We start from the raw sequence: 17,768 nt of genomic DNA on the forward strand, positions 1-17,768 counted from the left end.
CTAGGTGGACTTGATCCCCGCCGCGGCGAAGTCGGCCTGCTGGGCGGGCTGCTCCAGGTACTCGCGGAAGGTCTGGGCGGCGCGCAGCGCGGTGTCGTCGATGCCCGGCCCGGCCAGCCCGATGAACGGGTAGTCCGCCGAGCGCGCGTTCGCCACCGACTGGCCGGGCGAGCCGATCATCTCCGGCTTCTTGGTGGTGAGCTCGCTGACCCAGTACGACGATTCCGGCAGCCACGCGGCCGGGAGCCCGCCGATGGAGTCCACCTTCGCCCGGCCGACCAGCGCGTCGAGCACCTGCGCCGACGGCTTGCCTTCGATCGTGATGTGCACGCACTGCCCGTGGACGACGGTGGCGGCCTGGTTCCACCGGTCGGCCGCGGCGGTGACCGGCTTCTGCACGCTCGGGGTGACGACGATCCGCATCTGCGCGGTCCCGCCGTCACAGCTGGCGGCCTGCGCCTCGGCGCGGCTGTTGAGCTCGTTGTCGGCCCAGTTCCAGCCGACGACGCCGAGCCCGATGAGGACGGCGAGCACGAGACAGGCGATCGGCCAGCCCGCGATCCGCCGGCGCGGAGCTTTCTTCCCGACGATGCGGTGCGACCCGGTGGCGTCGGCGGTCTTGCCGACGATCCGGTGCGACCCGGTGCCTTCGCTGCGGCCGGCCCGGTGGGGGCCGGTGCTGTCGCTGCGCCCGGCGCGGTCGGGGCCGGTGGGGTCGCTGCGGTCGGGACTGGTGCTGTCGCCGCGGTCGGCGGTCCGGGCGCCGCTGTCGTCGTTCCGGTCGAGGATGCGGGGAGAGCCGGGCGCTTCGCTGCGGGCGGCGCGGTCACCGGTCCGGGCGCCGGTGTCGTCGCCCCGGTCGACGAGGGGGGAAGCCCCGGGCGCTTCGCTGCGGGCCGCGAGGTCGTCGTCCGGCCGGGCGATGACCTCGGTCCGCTCGGCGGCCGATTCAGGGTGGCGGCCGGCGGGTTTGCCGCCCCTGCGGCGCGAGCGGGGAGCGGGGGAATCGGCGGGGAAGCCGCCGGGCGCGCCGGCGGGGCCGGCGATCGGGTGGGCACCGGAGGCTCCGGCTCGCCGGGCAGCCCGGGTGGATCTGCCGGAGCCGGGGGTTTCGGTGCGGTCCGGGGCCGAGCGGTCGCCGCCCTTGCGGCGCGAGCGGGCAGGGGTGCCGGTGCTCCCGGCGGTGGCGTAAGCGGCGGTGGTTTCGCTGTCGGCGGCGGGGTGGGCGCCGGAGGTGTCGCCACGGCGGCCGGTGGTGGTTTCGCCGTTGGCAACCGGGTAGGTGCCCGATGCCTCGCCACGGCGGCCGGTGGTCGTCTCGCCGTTGGTGGCCGGGCGGGCGGCGGAGCTGTCGCCGCGGCGGGCGACGGTGATCTCGCTGTTGGCGGCGGGGTAGGCGCCCGAGGCTTCCCCCCGGCGGCCGGCGCGAGGCGCGGTCGCTTCGCCATGGGCGGCGGGGTGGCCACCCGGCACGTCCCCTCGGCGGGCGGCGGTCGTTTCGCCGCCGGCGACCGGGTAAGCGCCGGAAGCTTCCCCACGGCGCGAGAGGGTCGTGGTGATTTCGCTGCTCGTGACCGGGTAGGCGCCGGAGGCCTCACCGCGGCGAGGCGCGCGGGTGACGGTCGAATCACCGCCGACCGGGTATGAACCCGAAGCTTCCCCGCGGCGCGGCGCGCGGGTCACGGTCGATTCGCTCCGGCCCGCGACCGGGTACGAACCCGAAGCCTCGCCTCGCCGGGCGGCGGGGTCGCTCTCGGACGGGTAGCCGGGCGCCTCCGCCCCTTCCGTGAAGAAAGCCGAACCGGATGACTCGCCCTGGGTGCGGGCGGCGGAACCGCGGCCCGCGATGCCGAAGGCGGCCGAGATGGAGCTGCGTCCCGGGGTGCGGAAAGCGCCGGAAGCCTCGCTGCGCCCCTCGGGGGGCACGCTGGGCGTGCGGTCCTGAGGGTGCGGCACCGGCTCCTCGTCCCGGTAGTGTCGCCCCATCCGTCATCCTTTCGGGGTGAGCGCATGCCAAGCACGCGCTGCTATGCAATCAAACCGTTATCACCCTAACAGGTGAGTATCGGAGAGAGAATAATCTGACTCACAGTGGGTCGTGCTCAGGGTGCTGCGCTGACCAGGCGATGGCAGTGCGCAATCAGGCGATGACGCAGCGGCGCCGCCCGGCGGGCGAACTCACCTTGGGCCCTCGCGTACTCGGCCCGGCCCGCCGCCGTCTCGATCCGCACCGGCGGGTAGCCCAGCTCCGCCAGGTCGTACGGGCTGGCCCGCATGTCCACGGTCCGGATCTCGACCGCCAGCTCGAAACAGTCCGCCACGAGCTCCGCGGGCACGAACGGGTCGAGCTTGTACGCCCATTTGAACAGGTCCATGTTCGCGTGCAGGCACCCCGGCTGCTCGAGTGCGATCTGCGTCTCCCTCGACGGCGTCAGCTCGTTGAGCGGCCGCGCGGGCGCGGTGAAGAAGCGGAACGCGTCGAAGTGCCCGCAGCGGATGTCCAGGGCCTCCACGACCGCGTCGGTGCCCGCCGAACCCAGCCGCAGCGGCACCTGGTCGTGCCGGATCGAATCGGCCGGCTCGCGGTACACCATCGCCCACTCGTGCAGCCCGAAGCAGCTCAGCCGAGGCGCGCGCGACGCCGTCGCCGTCAGCAGGCCGAGGACGAACTCGGCGGTCCGCACCTTGCCTTCGCCGAAACCGGCGGGATCCAGCACCACGCCGTCGCGCGTTTCGACGTACCCCTTGCGGTCCAGGAAGCGCCGCGCGGCGGGCCCGGCGAGCGCGACGCCGGGCCCGGGCTGCCACCGCTCGAGGTGCGACGGCCGGTACGAGTAGTAGGTGAACAGGAAGTCCAGCACCGGGTGCTTCTCGCCGCGCGCCCGCCGCTGCTGGTGCGGGCCGGTCCAGCGCCGCATCCGCGAGACGTGCGCCGCCTCCCGGGCCAGCCAGTCCGGCTCGGCGAGCACCTCGGCGCCGGTCATGCGCCCACGTGGGTGCCGTCGCGCACCGTGCCGACGTACTCCTCGACGAGGTCCTCCAGCGCGACGACGCCGACCGCGTTGCCGTCGGCGTCGAGCGCCCGCGCGAGGTGGCTGCGTTCCTTGCGCATGGCCGAAAGCGCGACGTCGAGCCGCGCGTCGGCCCGCAGTTCGGTGAGCGCGCGCGTCTTCGAGTCGGGCACGGTGGTGCCCGGGTCCTGCCCGGCCAGGTCGAGGATGTCCTTGACGTGGATGTAGCCGGTCAGGCGCCCGTCGTCGGTGCACACCGGGAACCGCGAGAACCCGGTGGACGACACGGCCTTTTCGACCTCGCCGACGGTCGGCCCGCAGGGGAGCGTGGTCAGCTCGGCGGTGGGCACCAGCACGTCGGCGACCGTCTTCTGCACCGACGAGAGCGTCTGGGCGAGCCGCTGGTGCTCGGACTGGTCGAGCAGGCCCTCGCGGCGGGACTCGCTGAGCAGCTCGGCGAGCTCGTCGGACGTGTAGGCCGTCTCCAGCTCGTCCTTCGGCTCGACGCGGAACGCGCGCAGCAGCGAGTTCGCCACGAAGTTCAGCAGCCAGATGAACGGCCGGGCCAGCTTGACCCAGCCCACGTGCGCGGGCACCAGCCACAGCGCGAGCCGCTCGGGCTCGGCGATGGCGAGGTTCTTCGGCACCATCTCGCCGATCAGCACGTGCGCCACGGTGATGAACGCCAGCGCGATGGCGAACGAAATGGGGTGCAGCAGCGCCTGGGGCAGGCCCAGCAGGTCGAAGGCCGCCGACAGCCGGTGGGCGATGGCGGGCTCGCCGAGGCGGCCGAGCAGCAGCGAGCAGATGGTGATGCCCAGCTGGGCGCCGGCGAGCATCAGCGAGACGTGCTTGCTCGCGTTGATGACGATCTGCGCGCGCGTCTTGCCCTGCTCCAGGAGCGCCTCGAGCCTGTCGCGCCGCGAGGAGATCAGCGTGAACTCCGCGCCGACGAAGAAGGCGTTGGCCAGCAGCAGGACCACGACCAGGGCGATGTTCAGCCAGTCGGTCACGAGGCCACCTCCGGTTCCGGGGCCGCGCGGACCGGGGCGACCTCGACCTCGGCGATCCGGCGCTTGTCCATCACGGTGACGGTGAGCAGCCAGCCGTCGACCTCGGTGGCGTCGCCCTCGGCGGGGATCTTGCCCAGCCGCTCGAGGATCAGCCCGGCGATGGTCTCGTAGTCGCCGTCCGGCATCCGGAACCCGGTGACGCCGGTGACCTCGTCGGCGCGCAGCTGCCCGGACACCAGCCAGCTGTCCGCGCCGACCTGCTGAGACGCGGGCGCCTCGCGCTCGTCGTGCTCGTCGCGGACGTCGCCGATGATCTCCTCGACGACGTCCTCCAGGGTCACCAGCCCGGCCGTGCCGCCGTACTCGTCGACGACGATGGCGAGCTGGAAGCGCGAGTCGCGCAGGCGCAACAGCAGGTCGTCCCCGGGGAGGGACTCGGGCACGGTCGGCACCGGCCGCATGACCGACCCGATCGGCACAGCGGCCCGGTCGGCCGCGGGCACGGCGAAGGCCTGTTTGACGTGCACGGCGCCGCGAACGTCGTCGAGGTCCTCGGCGTGCACCGGGAACCGCGAGAAGCCGGTGCGGCGGGAGATCTCGATGAGGTCTTCGACGGTGTCGTCGACGGCGAGGGATTCGAGCTGCACGCGCGGGGTCATCAGTTCTTCGGCGGTGCGCTCGCCGAACCGCAGCGAGCGGTCCAGCAGCTCGGCGGTGGACGTGTCGAGCGTGCCGCTTTCGGCGCTGGACCGCACGATCGAGCCCAGTTCCTGCGGCGAGCGCGCGGACCGCAGCTCTTCCTGCGGCTCGACGCCGAACTTGCGCACCAGGAAGTTCGCGCTGTTGTTCATCAGCGTGATCAGCCAGCGGAACAGCGAGGAGAACCGCGAGTGGTAGCCGGTGACGGCGCGCGCGGTCGGCAGCGGCCGGGCGATCGCCAGGTTCTTCGGCACCATCTCGCCGAGGATCATCGACAGCGACGTCGCGAGGACCAGGGCGAGCACGATCGACGCGCCGCCGGCGAACGCGGCCGGGAGGCCGATGCCGGTCAGGAGCGGCCGGACGAGCTCGCCGATCAGCGGCTCGGCCAGGTAACCGGTGATCAGCGTGGTCAGCGTGATCGCGACCTGGGCGCCGGAGAGCTGGAACGACAGCGTCCGGTGCGCCTTCTGGACGGTCAGCGCGCGGCGGTCGCCGACCTGGCGGACGTTGGCTTCGACGGTGCTGCGTTCGAGCGCGGTCAGCGAGAACTCGGCCGCGACGGCGAGCCCGGTGCCGATCGTCAGCAGCACGAAGAGGAGGACGCCGGCGACGGCGAGCAGGATCTGGGTCATTCCGCACCCGCCTCGGTGGCGGGGGATGAACCTATCGGACAGCCGGGTCGGTCACCCGGCCCGGTACTGTCACCGGGTGACTGCGCTGCGCGCACGAAACGGTCACTCCTAGCGGGAAATCGGCGTGTACTGCGGATATGGGCACAATCCTAACGTGTCCCCGGCTTCCTTCGCTGGCGCGGCCGGTGTGTCGGAGCGCTCATCCGCGGATCAGGCGGCGCCGGGCCGGTGTCGCCGTACGGTTTCCTCGACGAGGTCGAGCACCGGCCCGAGCCCGGCGGCGGGCAGCCCCATGGCCAGGTGCGAGACGAGTCCTTCGAGGACCAGTTCGAGGAAGGCGGTCAGGACGTCGACGTCGACGTCGTCCCGCAGGTTCCCGGCCTCCCGCTGCCGCAGCAGGCGCAGCCGGGTGGCGGTGGTGAGCTGCTCGGACCGTTCGGCCCACCGGGCCCGGAACTCGGGATCGGTGCGCAGCCTGCGGGAGACTTCGAGGCGCGTCCCGAGCCAGTCGGCGGGGTGGTCGCCGCCGGCGAGAAGGTCCCGCATGACCTGCACGAGGCCCTGTTCGGCGACGACGTCGGCCATCCGGAGGGCATCGTCCTCGGCGAGGGCGAGGAAGAGCGACTCCTTGTCGCGGAAGTGGTGGAAGATGGCCCCCCGCGAGAGGCCGGTGGCTTCCTCCAGGCGCCGGACTGTGGCACCTTCATAGCCGTAGCGCGCGAAGCAGACGCGCGAGCCGTCGAGGATCTGGCGCCGGCGTGCGTCGAGGTGATCCTGGCTTACGCGTGGCATCCTGAAATCCTGGCACCGCGGACCGGGATCTCGCAATCCGTACGTACGTACTGTGACCCGGAGTGCCCGGGAACCGAGCCGGGGCCACCACCGTCTGAACGTTGCGGCGATTCGCTGACACGAAGTGAGACGGTTGGCTAAGGTTTGCCCCATCACGGTGGGTGAGCTGAGGGGAAGGTGCGGTCGTGATCATCGGTGAGGCCGGAGCGGCGGCGCAGGCGCTGTGGGGCGACGTCTTCGACACGCCGGGCCGCGTTTACGGCGGCGGCAAGGGTGGCCAGTTCAAGATGGACCCCGAGGAGCTGTCGACGGTGATCGGCCAGTGGGAAGACCTGGTCGACAAGATCTTCGACGACGGGCAGAAGATCCGCGAACTCGCCGCACTGAGCACCGTGGCGCCCGGCAAGGACCCGGTCAGCGGGGGTTTCGCCTCGACCAGCTCCGATTCGATCACCGCCCTGCTCACCCAGAACGACTCCATGCGCAAGTACGCGCAGGACTACATCAAGAAGCTCAAAGAAGCGCAGTCGAAGACCGTGGTCACCGACCAGGACCTGTCCGACACCTTCAAGGCATAGGCGAGCCGAACTTGTTCCGAAGCAAACTGGGTGTCCTGGCGATCCTCGTGACCGTGTCCGCGGGGCTCGCGGCCGCGTGCACCACAACCACCGGAGGCACGGCGTCGCCCTCGACAGGGTTGTCGGCGGCGACCGGCTCGCCGTCGGCGGATCCCGAGGTCCCAAAAGTTCCCGTCCCTCTGGACGCGAGCAAGTACGTCGCCGACACGTGCGCAATCGTGCCGAAGGACGTGCTGGCGTCGCTGGGGCTCCCGGAGACCGGCACGTTCCAGGCCAAGGGCGACACGCTGTTCACCAAGGCGGGGCCGACCTGTGCCTGGAAGATCCGCGGCCAGGGCACCGGTGTGCTGGTGTCACTGGGCACCGGAAGCCGGGACGCGGGATCCGGCGGCCTGGCGGGTCTCTACGCCGCCTACCGGGCGAAGACCCTGGTCCGCTTCCTTGAACACGCCCCTGACGTCGACGGCTATCCGGCCGTCTACTGGGGACCGCTGGACGAACGGCCGATGGGATCCTGCGGGATCGGGGTGGGCATCGCCGACGACCTCACCTTCGACGTGTACGCGCAGGGCTACCAGGGAGCCGACGACTCCTGCGGGGCGGCGAACCAGGTGGCGTCGAGCGTCATCAAGACACTCAAGGGGGCATGACGAGTGGACGGCAAGCAGATTTACGACAACTTCAGGCAGGGCGACACCTCCGGGCTGCAGCAGATGGCGCAGACCGTGCAGGAGCTGTCCGACGCCTACATGGAGCGAGGCGCGAGCATCAAGGCGCTCCAGGCGCGCATGGTGGAGTCGTGGAGCGGTGACGCCGCGGGCGCCGCGAACGCGGGCGCGGGACCGATGGAACGAGCCTTCCACGACAGTTCGGCACCGCTGGACGCGACCTCCGCGACCGTCAAGACCCAGGCCGCGGTCTTCGAAGACTCCAGCAACACCGTCGTCGAGGTTCCGCCGAAGCCGGAAAAGCCCAATCCCTGGACCACCGGCCTCAAGGCAGCCATCCCGATCGCCGGGCCGTTCATGGCCAAGGACGACATCGACAACTACCAAGAGGGCGTTGCGCGCTACAACGCGGCGAACGAGACGAACGTCCGCGTGATGGACCAGTACAGCAACGCCACCGACAGCACCCGGGCTGCGCTGCCCACCGACTACGGCATCCTCGAGTCCGACGGTGCCGCCATCTCCGTGAACACCCCGGACGGGCCCGGCAAGATCGTCGAGCCGACCGACCGCGGCAAGTGGCTGCCGGAGCACCCCGGCGGCGATCCCGGCAGCGATGACCACACCTCGACCACCAGCGTCGACACGACGCACACCGGCGGCGGGGACAAGCCCGGCGGCACCGGAGGAACGGGCGGCACCGGGGGAACCGGTGGCACGGGAGGCACCGGCGGCACAGGGGGCACCGGGGGAACAGGCGGCACCGGCGGGACCGGCGGCGACGACACCCACACGACCGGCTCCGGCCGTCCCACGGTTCCCACCGTGCCCACCAGGCCAGGACAGACCACCGACCAGCCCGGCAAGACGCCGCCGAACATCGGCGGGGTCGACTTCTATCCCACCAACACCGGCGGCGGCCAGAACTACGGCCAGAACTACGGCCAGAACTCCCTGAACCCCAACGACCCCTACTCCAGCACCGGCGGACGCGGCCCGAACAGCGGCAACGCCGGCGGCCGGCTCCTCGACCCGACGGGCCGAGGCGGAACAGGGACCGGCACCGGCAGCGGCAGTGGCGCCGGAGCGGGCAGTGGCAGTGGAGCCGCAGGTGAACGCGGGATCGGCGGTGGCCGCGGCTCCGGCATGGGCAGTCTCGGCAACGCCGCCGCCGCGGAGGCGGCCGCCGCGCGGGCTGCGGGAAGTTCGCGGGGCGGGCAGATGGGGCCGATGGGTCCCGGGGGCCGTCGCGGCGAAGGCGATGAAGACGATGAGCACCAGCGGCCGGACTACCTGATCGAAGCGGACCCGGACGCGATCTTCGGCACCGACCAGCGGACCAGTCCGCCGGTCATCGGCGAGTAGGCGGGTGGACGTGGCAACAGGCCGGGTGGACGTTCCGGTCGAGGCGCTGGCCGCGCTGGCCGAACGCGAGCAGGTCGGCCAGCTCCACCTCACCCTGCGTCCCGAGCCGCTGTGGCTCTCGGACGAGGAGCGGGAGGAGGCCGGCAAGCGGGTCGACGCCGCGCTCGCCGAAGCCGGGCTGGTCGATGCCCGCGGCCGGGTCACCGTCGACTTCCTCGACTGGCTCCCGCTGCTGGTCAGCCCGGCGCGGGAGTGCTACGGCTGGGTCGGCACCGGTGGTCAGACCTACGGTGTGCTCGCCGCCGCCAAGGGGCTGCAGGCCGTCCTCGCCGTCTCCGACGGGACGCACGTCGGTGTGCAGGAAATCGACCGGAACCGGCTCGCCGAGTCCCTCGTCGAGCAGCTGCCGCCGGTCGGGGCCGGTGGCGGGCGGCCGCGCACCGTCCGGGTGGCCGACCTGACCGAGGCGGCCCGCCGCGGACAGGCCGCCTACCCGCTGGACCCGGCCGTCGCCGACGTCGTCAGCCTCGTGCAGCGGCCCGTCTCGGGCAGCGGTGAGCTCTACGTCGGCCGTCGTGACGACGTCGGCCGGCACACCTGCCTGCAGCAGCCGCTGCACTACGCCGACACCGACTGGGGCCGCTACCTCAGCTACACCGCCGGCTCGGGCGACGATGCCGTCATCCACATCGGGCCGGCGGGCCCGCAGGAACTGGCCGACACGCTCACCGAGCTGGCCGGCACGCTGAGCTGAACGAAAAGATCGTGCGCGCGGACGGTCTTCGGGACTAATGTGACAGCGCTGTTGTATCTCCCGGTGGAAGGACGCGCTGATGCTGTACCCCGAGATCGAACCCCACGAGCACGGCATGCTCGACGTCGGCGACGGGCACGAGATCTACTGGGAGACCTGCGGAAACCCGGACGGGAAGCCCGCGCTCGTGGTGCACGGCGGACCCGGCTCCGGCTGCTCGGAGAACGTCCGCCGCTTCTTCGACCCGGCGCGCTACCGGATCGTCCTGGCCGACCAGCGCGGCTGCGGGCGCAGCAGCCCGCACGCCGGCGCCCCGGCCGCCGACCTGTCGGCCAACACCACCGACCACCTGGTGGCCGACTTCGAGCGGCTCCGCGGCCACCTCGGCATCGAAAAATGGCTGCTGTTCGGCGGTTCCTGGGGTTCGGTGCTCAGCCTGACCTACGCGCTGCGCCACACCGAGCGGGTCAGCGAAATGGTCCTGACGGGCCTGGCGACCGATCGCTTCATCGAGATCGAGATGCTCATCCGCGGCCTCGGCGCGTACTTCCCGGACGGCTTCGCGAAGTTCCGCGAAGGCGTGCCGGAAAGCGAGCGGGACGGCGACCTTTCGGCGGCCTACCACCGGCTGCTGATGGACTCGGACCCCGCCGTCCACCACCGGGCCGCGAAGGACTGGTGCGCCTGGGAGGACGCGATGCTGCCGGGTGTGCCGCCGCACGGCGTCTTCGAGGACCCGGCCTACCGGCTCTGCTTCGCGCGGCTCGTCACGCACTACTTCAGCCACCGTGCGTTCCTCGAGGACGGCGAAATCCTGCGTCAGGCCGGCAAGCTCGCGGGCATCCCCGCGGTGCTGGCCCAGGGCGTGCTCGACACGAACAACCTCGTCGGCACGCCCTGGCTGCTCCACCACGCCTGGCCGGGCAGCGAACTGGTGCTGCTGGACGACGTCGGGCACACGGTGTCGGCCGCGTCGATGCAGGAGGTCCTCATCGGCGCGACCGACCGCTTCGCCCTCAGGGGATGAGCAGCGCCGGCTCGCTTTCCGGGGCGAGCGCGGGTGCGCGGTTGGCCTCGGCGAGCCGGAGCCCGGTCAGGCGCAGCGGCAACCGGTCCATGTTCCACTCCGCCAGCAGGAGGGCGATCTTCGCCTGCATTTCCGTGCGCAGCCGCAGGAACGAGTCGGCCGGGTCCGCGCCCACCTCGCCCAGCAGCAGCCACCACGCCCAGGCCGCCGCGCCCGCGTTGGCGACGAAGTCCGGCACGACCGCGACCCCGCGGGCCGACAGTGCGGCCTCCGCTTCCGGCGTCGTCGCCGCGTTGGCCGCTTCGACGACCACCTTGGCCTTCACGACGCTCTCGTTGTCCGGCCGCAGCGCGTAGGAGATCGCGGCCGGCACGAAGATGTCGGCGTCGATGCCGACGATCGTCTCGCGCGGCAGCGAACGGACTCCGGCGGGCAGCCGGGAGCGGTCCACCTCGCCGAAGCGGTCGCGCAGTTCGAGCAGCGCCGGGACGTCGAGGCCGGTGGGGTCGTACAGGGTGCCGGCGGCGTCGGCCACCGCGACCACCTTCGCCCCCGCTTCGTGCAGGTACCAGGCCGCGCCGCCGCCCATGGTGCCGATGCCCTGGATGGCGACCGTCGTTTCGCGCACGTTCCAGTCCCACGCCGCCGCGACGCCCAGGCACGCCTGCGCCACGCCGTAGCCGCCGACGACGTCGCCGAGCAGCAACCCGCCGGGCACCGGTGCGTTCAGGCCCGCCTGCACCCGGCGCAGGGTCCTCGCCGGATCGGCCGAACGGCGGATCGCCGCGTGGTACGACTGCTCCAGTCCCAGCTCGGCGAACACCGAGTCGATCAGGTGCTGCGGCACGCCCAGGTCCTCGGCCGTCACCCAGTGCGCGTCCAGCCACGGCCGCAGGAACGCGCAGAAGCGCTTCAGCACGTCGAACGCGCGCGGGTCCTTCGGGTCGAAATCGATGCCGCCCTTGGCCCCGCCGACGGGCAGGTTGAAGGTCGCGGTCTTGTTGGCCATGCCCCGGGCGAGGTCCTCGACCTCGGTCATCGTGCAGCCGGCCCGCATCCGGGTGCCGCCGGTGGCGACGCCGGAGACCAGGCTGTGCACGACCAGGTAGCCGGGCGCACCGGTCACGGGATCGGTCCACGTGAGCCGCATCAGCGGCTGGACGGGGGTCATCGGGCCACTCACCTCCAGGGATGTCCGGGGCGGCCTCGTGACCGCCACCACGAGCGTGCGCCCCGGGTGGCCCGCCCGTCCATTTAACGCTGCTGCACGATCTCGTTTAAGTTTTGTGTATGGAGCTTTCGTTGCACCGCTTGCGGATGCTGCGCGAGCTGCACCGCCGGGGCACCGTGACCGCGGCGGCCGCCGCGCTGCACTACACCGCTTCGGCGGTGTCGCAGCAGCTCGCGCAGCTCGAGCGGGACGTGGGCGCGAAGCTGTTCGAACGGCTCGGCCGGCGCGTCCAGCTGACCGAGCTGGGCACCTTGCTGACCGAGCACGCCGAAGAGATCCTCGGTTCGGTGGAGCGCGCGACCCTCGCGCTGGAGGAGGCCCAGGAAGCCCGCAAGGTCCGGCTGACCGCCGGGGTGTGGGCGTCGGTGGCCTCCGGGCTGCTGCCGACGGCGCTGACCGCACTGGCCGGCACGCATCCCGGCATCGAGGTGCGCACCCGCGAGCTGGCCCCCGAGGACACCGCCGACGCGGTCCGCGACGGCACGCTCGACCTGTCGTTCGTGATCGAATACTCCGACGCGCCGACGACGTGGGACGCCGGGCTGGAACGCGCGGTCGTCGCCGTGGAGCGGCTGCACGCGGCCGTGCCGCGGGGCGCCGTGCCGTCGGGGGCGGCGGCACTGGACGACCTCGCCGAGCACCCGTGGATCCTGGCCGGCGCCAAGTCGCACTTCGGCCGGGCGATGCGCACCGCCTGCCGGCGGCACGGCTTCGCGCCGAAGATCAACCACGAGGTCGAAGAGCAGTCGACGGCGATGGCGATGGTGGGCGCCGGGCTGGGCGTCACCCTCGTGTCCGACCTCGGTCTGCGCCTGCTGCGGCCGCCCGGGATCGACGTCGTCACGCTCACCACGCCGCTGCTGCGGACGGTGTCGATCGCCTACCGGCGCACCGCGTTCCGGCGCCCCGCGCTGCACCTCGTGATCGATGCCGTGCGGGCTTCCGCGGCCGAACTCGGTCTCGGCACCGAACCCGCTTTGCCCTGATCAGGGACTTCTTACGGAGTGGTGACCGGCTCCCGGTGCGCAGGATCCACCCTGAATTTGTCGTACCCCGCGTGTAGCGTCCGAAGGCGAGAAGTTCCCCACACGGAACAGGAATGGACATGCAAGCGGTGCACGATTTTCCCGAGAAGTCGGGTAGTGCGTCGAACCGCACCGCGCGGGTCCTGGCGGACCGCGCGGCCGGCGAGGCGTACGTCGCATCGGTGTGTTTCAAGCACGGGCCACCCCGCCTGACCGGCGTGGAGCTGGAGTTCACCGTGCACCATGCCGACGACCCGGCCAGACCCCTTGATCCCGACGCCCTCGCCACGGCGCTGGGTCCGCACACCCCGCGGACGCTGCGCCCCGACAGTCCCGCCGCCCCGCTCCCGGCCGGCTCACCCGTGAGCCTCGAACCCGGGTGCCAGGTCGAGATCTCCGCCCTTCCCCAGGCCTCGCTGCGTGAGCTCGACGCAGCCGTCACGGCCGACCTCCACCACCTGCGTGACCGCCTCGCCCGGCACAGCCTCGTGCTGGGCGAATCGGGCATCGACGCGCACCGCGCGCCGCGGCGGCACCTGCACACACCGCGGTACGCGGCCATGGAGCGCCGGTTCGCGCCGATCGGTCCCGGCGGTCTCACGATGATGTGCAGCACCGCCGGCCTGCAGGTCTGTCTCGACGCGGGGGAGCAGGAGCACTACGCCGCGCGGTGGGCGGCCGCGCACGCGATGGGCCCGCCGCTGCTCGCCCTCTTCGCCAACTCCCGCGTCCACGCCGGACGCGACACCGGGCACGCCTCCGCCCGCTGGCTGGCGGTGCACGACACGGAAGCGGTGCGCACGCGCACGGCCGCCGTGGCGGGCGACGACCCCGCCGGGGCGTGGGCCGGGCGGCTGATGGACGTCCCCCTGATGGTGCTGCCCCGCGGCGACCGGCCGTGGGACGCGCCGGAGGGGCTGACGTTCGCCGACTGGATCGACGGCCGGGGCGCGGGTGCCCTGCTGCCGAGGCCGACGGTGGCGGACCTGGACTACCACCTCACGACCATGTTCACGCCGGTCCGCCCGCAGGGGTACCTGGAGATCCGGTACCTCGACGCGCAACCGCCGGACGAGTGGCTGGCTCCGGTCGCGCTGGTGTCCGCGCTGCTCGCCCGGCCGGCCACCGTCGACAAGGTGCGCGAGGTCTGCGCGCCGGTCGCGGACCGGTGGACCACGGCGGCGCGGCGCGGCCTGGCCGACCCGGCGCTGGCGGCCGTCGCGGCGGCCCTGGCCGACCTCGGCTGCGCCGAGCTGGGGGAGACCGGGCTGGCGGAGGAGTCGATCACCGAGATCAGCGAGAGCGTGCAGGGGCGCGCGTACCGATCGAGGAGCGAAGCATGAGCACAGAGGCACTGGGTGAACTGAGCGAGCAGGACCTGCGCGCCCGTGCGGCGGAGGCGCTGACGCGGGCCCGGGCGCGCAGCGTCGCGCTGACCGACGCGGTCGACGACGAAGACCTCGTCCGCCAGCACTCGAAGCTGATGTCGCCGCTGGTCTGGGACCTGGCGCACATCGGCGTCCAGGAGGAGCTGTGGCTGGTCCGCGACGTCGGCGGCCGGGAACCGCTGCGGCCGGACATCGACGACATCTACGACGCGTTCCAGCACGCCCGCGCCGACCGGCCGGAGCTGCCGCTGCTCGGGCCGGCCGAGGCGCGCGCGTACGTCAAGCAGGTCCGCGAGAAGGCCTTCGACGTGCTGGAGCGGGCGCCGATGACGGGCCGGCGGCTGACCGAGCAGGCGTTCGCGTTCGGCATGATCACCCAGCACGAGCAGCAGCACGACGAGACCATGCTGGCCACCCACCAGCTGCGCCGGGGCGATCCGGTGCTGCACGCGCCCGAGCCGCCGCCCGCGCGGTCGGACACCCTGCCGGCCGAGGTGCTGGTGCCGGGCGGCGTGTTCACCATGGGCACGTCGGCCGAGCCGTGGGCGCTGGACAACGAACGCCCGGCGCACGAGATCGCCGTCGACGCGTTCTGGATGGACACCGTCCCCGTGACGGGCGGCGCTTACGCCGAGTTCCTCGACGGCGGCGGCTACGCCGACGAGCGCTGGTGGAGCCCGGCCGGCTGGGCCTACCGGACGGAGAACGCGATCACCGCGCCGCGGTTCTGGAAGCGGGAGCAGGACGGCTGGTGGCGGACCCGGTTCGGCGTCTACGAGCGGGTGCCCGCGGACGAACCGGTCGTGCACGTCTCCTACTTCGAGGCCGAGGCGTACGCGGCCTGGGCCGGGCGGCGGCTGCCGACCGAGGCGGAGTGGGAGAAGGCGGCCCGGTTCGACCCGGCGACCGGCCGGTCGCGCCGGTTCCCCTGGGGCGACGAAGAACCGTCCGCCGAGCACGCCAACCTCGGCCAGCGGCACCTGCGCCCGGCGCCGGCGGGGGCGTACCCGGCCGGCGCGTCACCGACCGGCGTGCACCAGCTGATCGGCGACGTCTGGGAGTGGACGAGCACCGACTTCCACGGCTACCCGGGCTTCGCGCCCTTCCCGTACCGGGCGTACTCGGAGGTGTTCTTCGGCCCCGAGCACAAGGTGCTGCGCGGCGGGTCGTTCGGCACGGACTCCGCGGCGATCCGGGGGACGTTCCGCAACTGGGACTACCCGATCCGGCGGCAGATCTTCGCCGGCTTCCGCACGGCCCGTGACGCGGCACCCGGCGAGGTGGGGTAGGCGCATGTGCCGCCACATCGGCTACCTCGGCGAGCCGCTTTCGCCCGCCGAGGTGCTTTTCCGTGCCCCGCATTCCCTGCTGGTGCAGTCGTACGCGCCGGCGGACATGCGCGGCGGCGGCTCGGTGAACGCCGACGGGTTCGGGCTGGGCTGGTACCCCGGCCCGGGCTCGCCGCCGCTGCGCCACCGGCGTTCGACTCCACTGTGGACGGACGAGACGCTGCCGCCGCTGGCCGCGGCGGTGACTTCGGGCGCGTTCGTCGCCGCAGTCCGCAACGGCACCACCGGCCTGCCGGTGACCGAGGCCGCCGCGGCGCCGTTCACCGCCGAGCGCTGGCTGTTCAGCCACAACGGCGTCGTCCGCGGTTACCCGGGGTCGCTGGCCGAACTGGCCAAGACCCTCCCGGTCACCGAACTGCTGACGCTGGAGGCGCCGACGGACTCGGTGGTGCTCTGGGCCCTGCTGCGGGCCCGGCTGGCCACGGGGGAGGACCCGCTGGCGGCGGTGGCGGCGCTGACCGCCGCCGTCGAGGCGGCCGCGCCCGGTTCCCGGCTCAACTTCCTGCTCACCGACGGCGAAACCCTGATCGGCACGACCTGGACGCACGCGCTGTCCGTGCTGGAGACCCCGGCCGGCGTGCTGCTGGCGTCCGAGCCCCTCGACGGCGACCCGCGCTGGCGGCCCGTCCCCGACCACCACGCCGTGCGCGCCACCGCGGCCGGCGTCGACCTGCTTCCCCTGACCCCGGAAGGCATTGACCCATGACCGAAGTCGATCTCGACCACCACCGCTCCGGCGACACCGTCACCGCGGAACTGCGCGCCGACGTCGTCGCCGGGCTCACCGCGGCGCAGAAGTGGCTGCCACCCAAGTGGTTCTACGACGCCGACGGCAGCGAGCTGTTCGAGAAGATCACCCAGCTGCCGGAGTACTACCCGACCCGCAGCGAGCGCGAGGTGCTGGCCGCGCACGCCGGCGACGTCGCCGAGCTGACCGGCGCGCACACGCTCGTCGAACTCGGCTCGGGGTCGAGCGAGAAGACCCGGCTGCTGCTCGACGCGCTCACCGCGCACGGCACACTGGAGGCGTTCGTCCCGCTCGACGTGTCGGAATCCGCGCTGGCCGAGGCCGCCGCAGCGATCTCGAAGGACTACCCGGGACTGACCGTCCGCGGGGTCGTCGGCGACTTCACCCAGCACCTGGCCCTGCTGCCCGACGGCCAGCCGCGGGTGGTGGCCTTCCTCGGCGGCACGATCGGCAACTTCCTGCCGGCCGAGCGCGCGGCCTTCCTCCGCTCGGTCCGGGAGGTCCTGGACGAGGGGGAGTGGCTGCTGCTCGGCACCGACCTGGTCAAGGACGCCGGGATCCTCGAGCGCGCCTACGACGACGCGGCCGGGGTGACGGCGGAGTTCGACAAGAACGTGCTGCGGGTGATCAACGCCCGCCTCGGCGCGAACTTCGACCCCGACGAGTTCGACCACGTCGCGCACTGGGACGCGGAGAACGAGTGGATCGAAATGCGCCTGCGGGCCCGCCGGGAGCTGACCGTCGAGATCCCCGGCGCGGACCGCACGGTGACCTTCGCCGCCGGCGAGCACATCCGGACGGAGATCTCGGCCAAGTTCCGCCCGAGCGGCGTCGAGGCCGAGCTGGCCGCGGCCGGGTTCGCCCTCGAACACTGGTGGACCGACTCCCAGCAGCGGTTCGGGGTGAGCCTGGCAAGATCCGTGCGTGGCTAATCCTCTCCGGGCCCTCGCCCGGGCCGCCGGCACGAGACCGTGGCTGATGCGCACGGCTCGCTTCGTCGTGTGGGCGGACAAGAAACTGCACAAGGCGTTCGGCGGCCGGGTGAGCCTCGTGGCGCTCGCCGGGCTGCCGTCGCTGCGCCTCACCACCACCGGCCGCAAGAGCGGGCTGCCCCGCAGCACCAACCTGCTCTACTACCCCCGCGGCGCCGACTTCGTGCTGACGGCGTCCAACTGGGGCCGTCCGCACGATCCGGCGTGGGCGCTCAACCTGCGGGCGCACCCTCGGTGCGAGGTCGCGCTGGCGGGAAGGCCGGTCGACGTCCTCGCCCGGGAGCTGCACGCCGAGGAGTACGAGCGGATGTGGGGTGAGCTGCTCGCGTTCTGGCCGGGGTATGCGATGGAGCGGCGCGAGGCCGCCCGGCCGTTGCCGGTGTTCGTCCTCACGCGGGTGGCCGGTTAGGTCCTGACCATCCGTTCGGCCGGTGCCGGGATTCACCGGTTTGTGCCAGTCTCACCCGGGTAACGCGCCGTGACGTCGTGATCT

The 17,768-nt window shown here is 72.5% G+C and carries 17 protein-coding genes; 11 read left to right on the plus strand and 6 right to left on the minus strand.

From position 1 onward, the window contains the following. From AB0F52_RS37495 to AB0F52_RS37515, 5 genes are all read right to left on the minus strand, one after another. Nucleotides 1-1,986 carry a hypothetical protein gene (locus AB0F52_RS37495; RefSeq protein ID WP_360181245.1) on the minus strand — a complete coding sequence of 662 codons (1,986 nt, stop codon included), beginning with the start codon at nucleotides 1,984-1,986 and terminating at the stop codon, nucleotides 1-3. Nucleotides 1,987-2,102: 116 nt separating this feature from the next. After that, entirely contained in the window at nucleotides 2,103-2,984 is an 882-nt protein-coding gene (locus AB0F52_RS37500; protein ID WP_360181248.1) for a 3-methyladenine DNA glycosylase, read from the minus strand. Beyond that, nucleotides 2,981-4,024: a hemolysin family protein gene (locus tag AB0F52_RS37505; protein ID WP_360181251.1), complete on the minus strand. Its 1,044-nt coding sequence runs from the start codon at nucleotides 4,022-4,024 to the stop codon at nucleotides 2,981-2,983. Before AB0F52_RS37505 ends, AB0F52_RS37500 begins: the two co-directional genes overlap by 4 nt. After that, entirely contained in the window at nucleotides 4,021-5,358 is a 1,338-nt protein-coding gene (locus AB0F52_RS37510; RefSeq protein WP_360181254.1) for a hemolysin family protein, read from the minus strand. Before AB0F52_RS37510 ends, AB0F52_RS37505 begins: the two co-directional genes overlap by 4 nt. A 210-nt stretch (nucleotides 5,359-5,568) precedes the next feature. After that, the gene (locus tag AB0F52_RS37515; protein WP_013226802.1) at nucleotides 5,569-6,150 is read right to left on the minus strand and encodes a TetR/AcrR family transcriptional regulator; all 582 of its coding nucleotides are present in this window, start codon (nucleotides 6,148-6,150) and stop codon (nucleotides 5,569-5,571) included. A gap of 185 nt (nucleotides 6,151-6,335) precedes the next feature. Here AB0F52_RS37515 and AB0F52_RS37520 point away from each other — a divergent pair, with 185 nt between their 5' ends. The 5 genes from AB0F52_RS37520 (at nucleotide 6,336) to pip (ending at nucleotide 10,542) form a co-directional block, all read left to right on the plus strand. Then, nucleotides 6,336-6,728 (plus strand): hypothetical protein, encoded by a 393-nt coding sequence (locus AB0F52_RS37520; RefSeq protein WP_360181257.1) that lies wholly within the window; start codon nucleotides 6,336-6,338, stop codon nucleotides 6,726-6,728. 11 nt (nucleotides 6,729-6,739) lie between these two features. Further along, the gene (locus AB0F52_RS37525) at nucleotides 6,740-7,378 is read left to right on the plus strand and encodes a DUF3558 domain-containing protein (protein ID WP_360181260.1); all 639 of its coding nucleotides are present in this window, start codon (nucleotides 6,740-6,742) and stop codon (nucleotides 7,376-7,378) included. Nucleotides 7,379-7,381: 3 nt separating this feature from the next. Next, nucleotides 7,382-8,761, plus strand: coding sequence for a WXG100 family type VII secretion target (locus AB0F52_RS37530; RefSeq protein WP_360181263.1), 1,380 nt, complete (start codon nucleotides 7,382-7,384; stop codon nucleotides 8,759-8,761). 25 nt (nucleotides 8,762-8,786) lie between these two features. Continuing rightward, nucleotides 8,787-9,515 (plus strand): ESX secretion-associated protein EspG, encoded by a 729-nt coding sequence (locus tag AB0F52_RS37535; protein ID WP_360181692.1) that lies wholly within the window; start codon nucleotides 8,787-8,789, stop codon nucleotides 9,513-9,515. Nucleotides 9,516-9,594: 79 nt separating this feature from the next. Next, nucleotides 9,595-10,542: a prolyl aminopeptidase gene (gene pip / locus AB0F52_RS37540; RefSeq protein ID WP_360181266.1), complete on the plus strand. Its 948-nt coding sequence runs from the start codon at nucleotides 9,595-9,597 to the stop codon at nucleotides 10,540-10,542. On the opposite strand, the gene AB0F52_RS37545 is transcribed toward pip, so the two are convergent. Further along, nucleotides 10,532-11,713, minus strand: coding sequence for a Glu/Leu/Phe/Val dehydrogenase dimerization domain-containing protein (locus AB0F52_RS37545; RefSeq protein ID WP_360181269.1), 1,182 nt, complete (start codon nucleotides 11,711-11,713; stop codon nucleotides 10,532-10,534). The genes pip and AB0F52_RS37545 overlap by 11 nt on opposite strands. Before the next feature lie 119 nt (nucleotides 11,714-11,832). On the opposite strand from AB0F52_RS37545, the gene AB0F52_RS37550 reads away from it, so the two are divergent. The 6 genes from AB0F52_RS37550 to AB0F52_RS37575 all read left to right on the plus strand — a co-directional run bounded on the left by AB0F52_RS37550 (nucleotide 11,833) and on the right by AB0F52_RS37575 (nucleotide 17,684). Further along, complete coding sequence (locus AB0F52_RS37550; protein WP_103342620.1) at nucleotides 11,833-12,759, plus strand: LysR family transcriptional regulator; 927 nt, start codon at nucleotides 11,833-11,835, stop codon at nucleotides 12,757-12,759. A 119-nt stretch (nucleotides 12,760-12,878) separates the two neighbouring features. Beyond that, a complete protein-coding gene (locus tag AB0F52_RS37555) occupies nucleotides 12,879-14,141 on the plus strand; it encodes a glutamate-cysteine ligase family protein (RefSeq protein WP_360181695.1) in 1,263 nt (420 codons plus the stop codon). After that, nucleotides 14,138-15,475, plus strand: a complete 1,338-nt coding sequence (egtB, locus tag AB0F52_RS37560) for an ergothioneine biosynthesis protein EgtB (protein ID WP_360181272.1) — start codon at nucleotides 14,138-14,140, stop codon at nucleotides 15,473-15,475. Before AB0F52_RS37555 ends, egtB begins: the two co-directional genes overlap by 4 nt. A 4-nt stretch (nucleotides 15,476-15,479) precedes the next feature. Further along, the gene (egtC, locus tag AB0F52_RS37565) at nucleotides 15,480-16,241 is read left to right on the plus strand and encodes an ergothioneine biosynthesis protein EgtC (protein ID WP_360181274.1); all 762 of its coding nucleotides are present in this window, start codon (nucleotides 15,480-15,482) and stop codon (nucleotides 16,239-16,241) included. Next, nucleotides 16,238-17,215 carry an L-histidine N(alpha)-methyltransferase gene (egtD, locus tag AB0F52_RS37570; RefSeq protein ID WP_360181277.1) on the plus strand — a complete coding sequence of 326 codons (978 nt, stop codon included), beginning with the start codon at nucleotides 16,238-16,240 and terminating at the stop codon, nucleotides 17,213-17,215. The genes egtC and egtD overlap by 4 nt, the downstream gene beginning before the upstream one ends. A gap of 46 nt (nucleotides 17,216-17,261) precedes the next feature. Continuing rightward, nucleotides 17,262-17,684, plus strand: a complete 423-nt coding sequence (locus AB0F52_RS37575; RefSeq protein WP_360181698.1) for a nitroreductase family deazaflavin-dependent oxidoreductase — start codon at nucleotides 17,262-17,264, stop codon at nucleotides 17,682-17,684. Nucleotides 17,685-17,768: the final 84 nt, after the last annotated feature.

The sequence above is a fragment of the Amycolatopsis sp. NPDC024027 genome, assembly GCF_040638975.1.
Lineage (GTDB): Bacteria > Actinomycetota > Actinomycetes > Mycobacteriales > Pseudonocardiaceae > Amycolatopsis.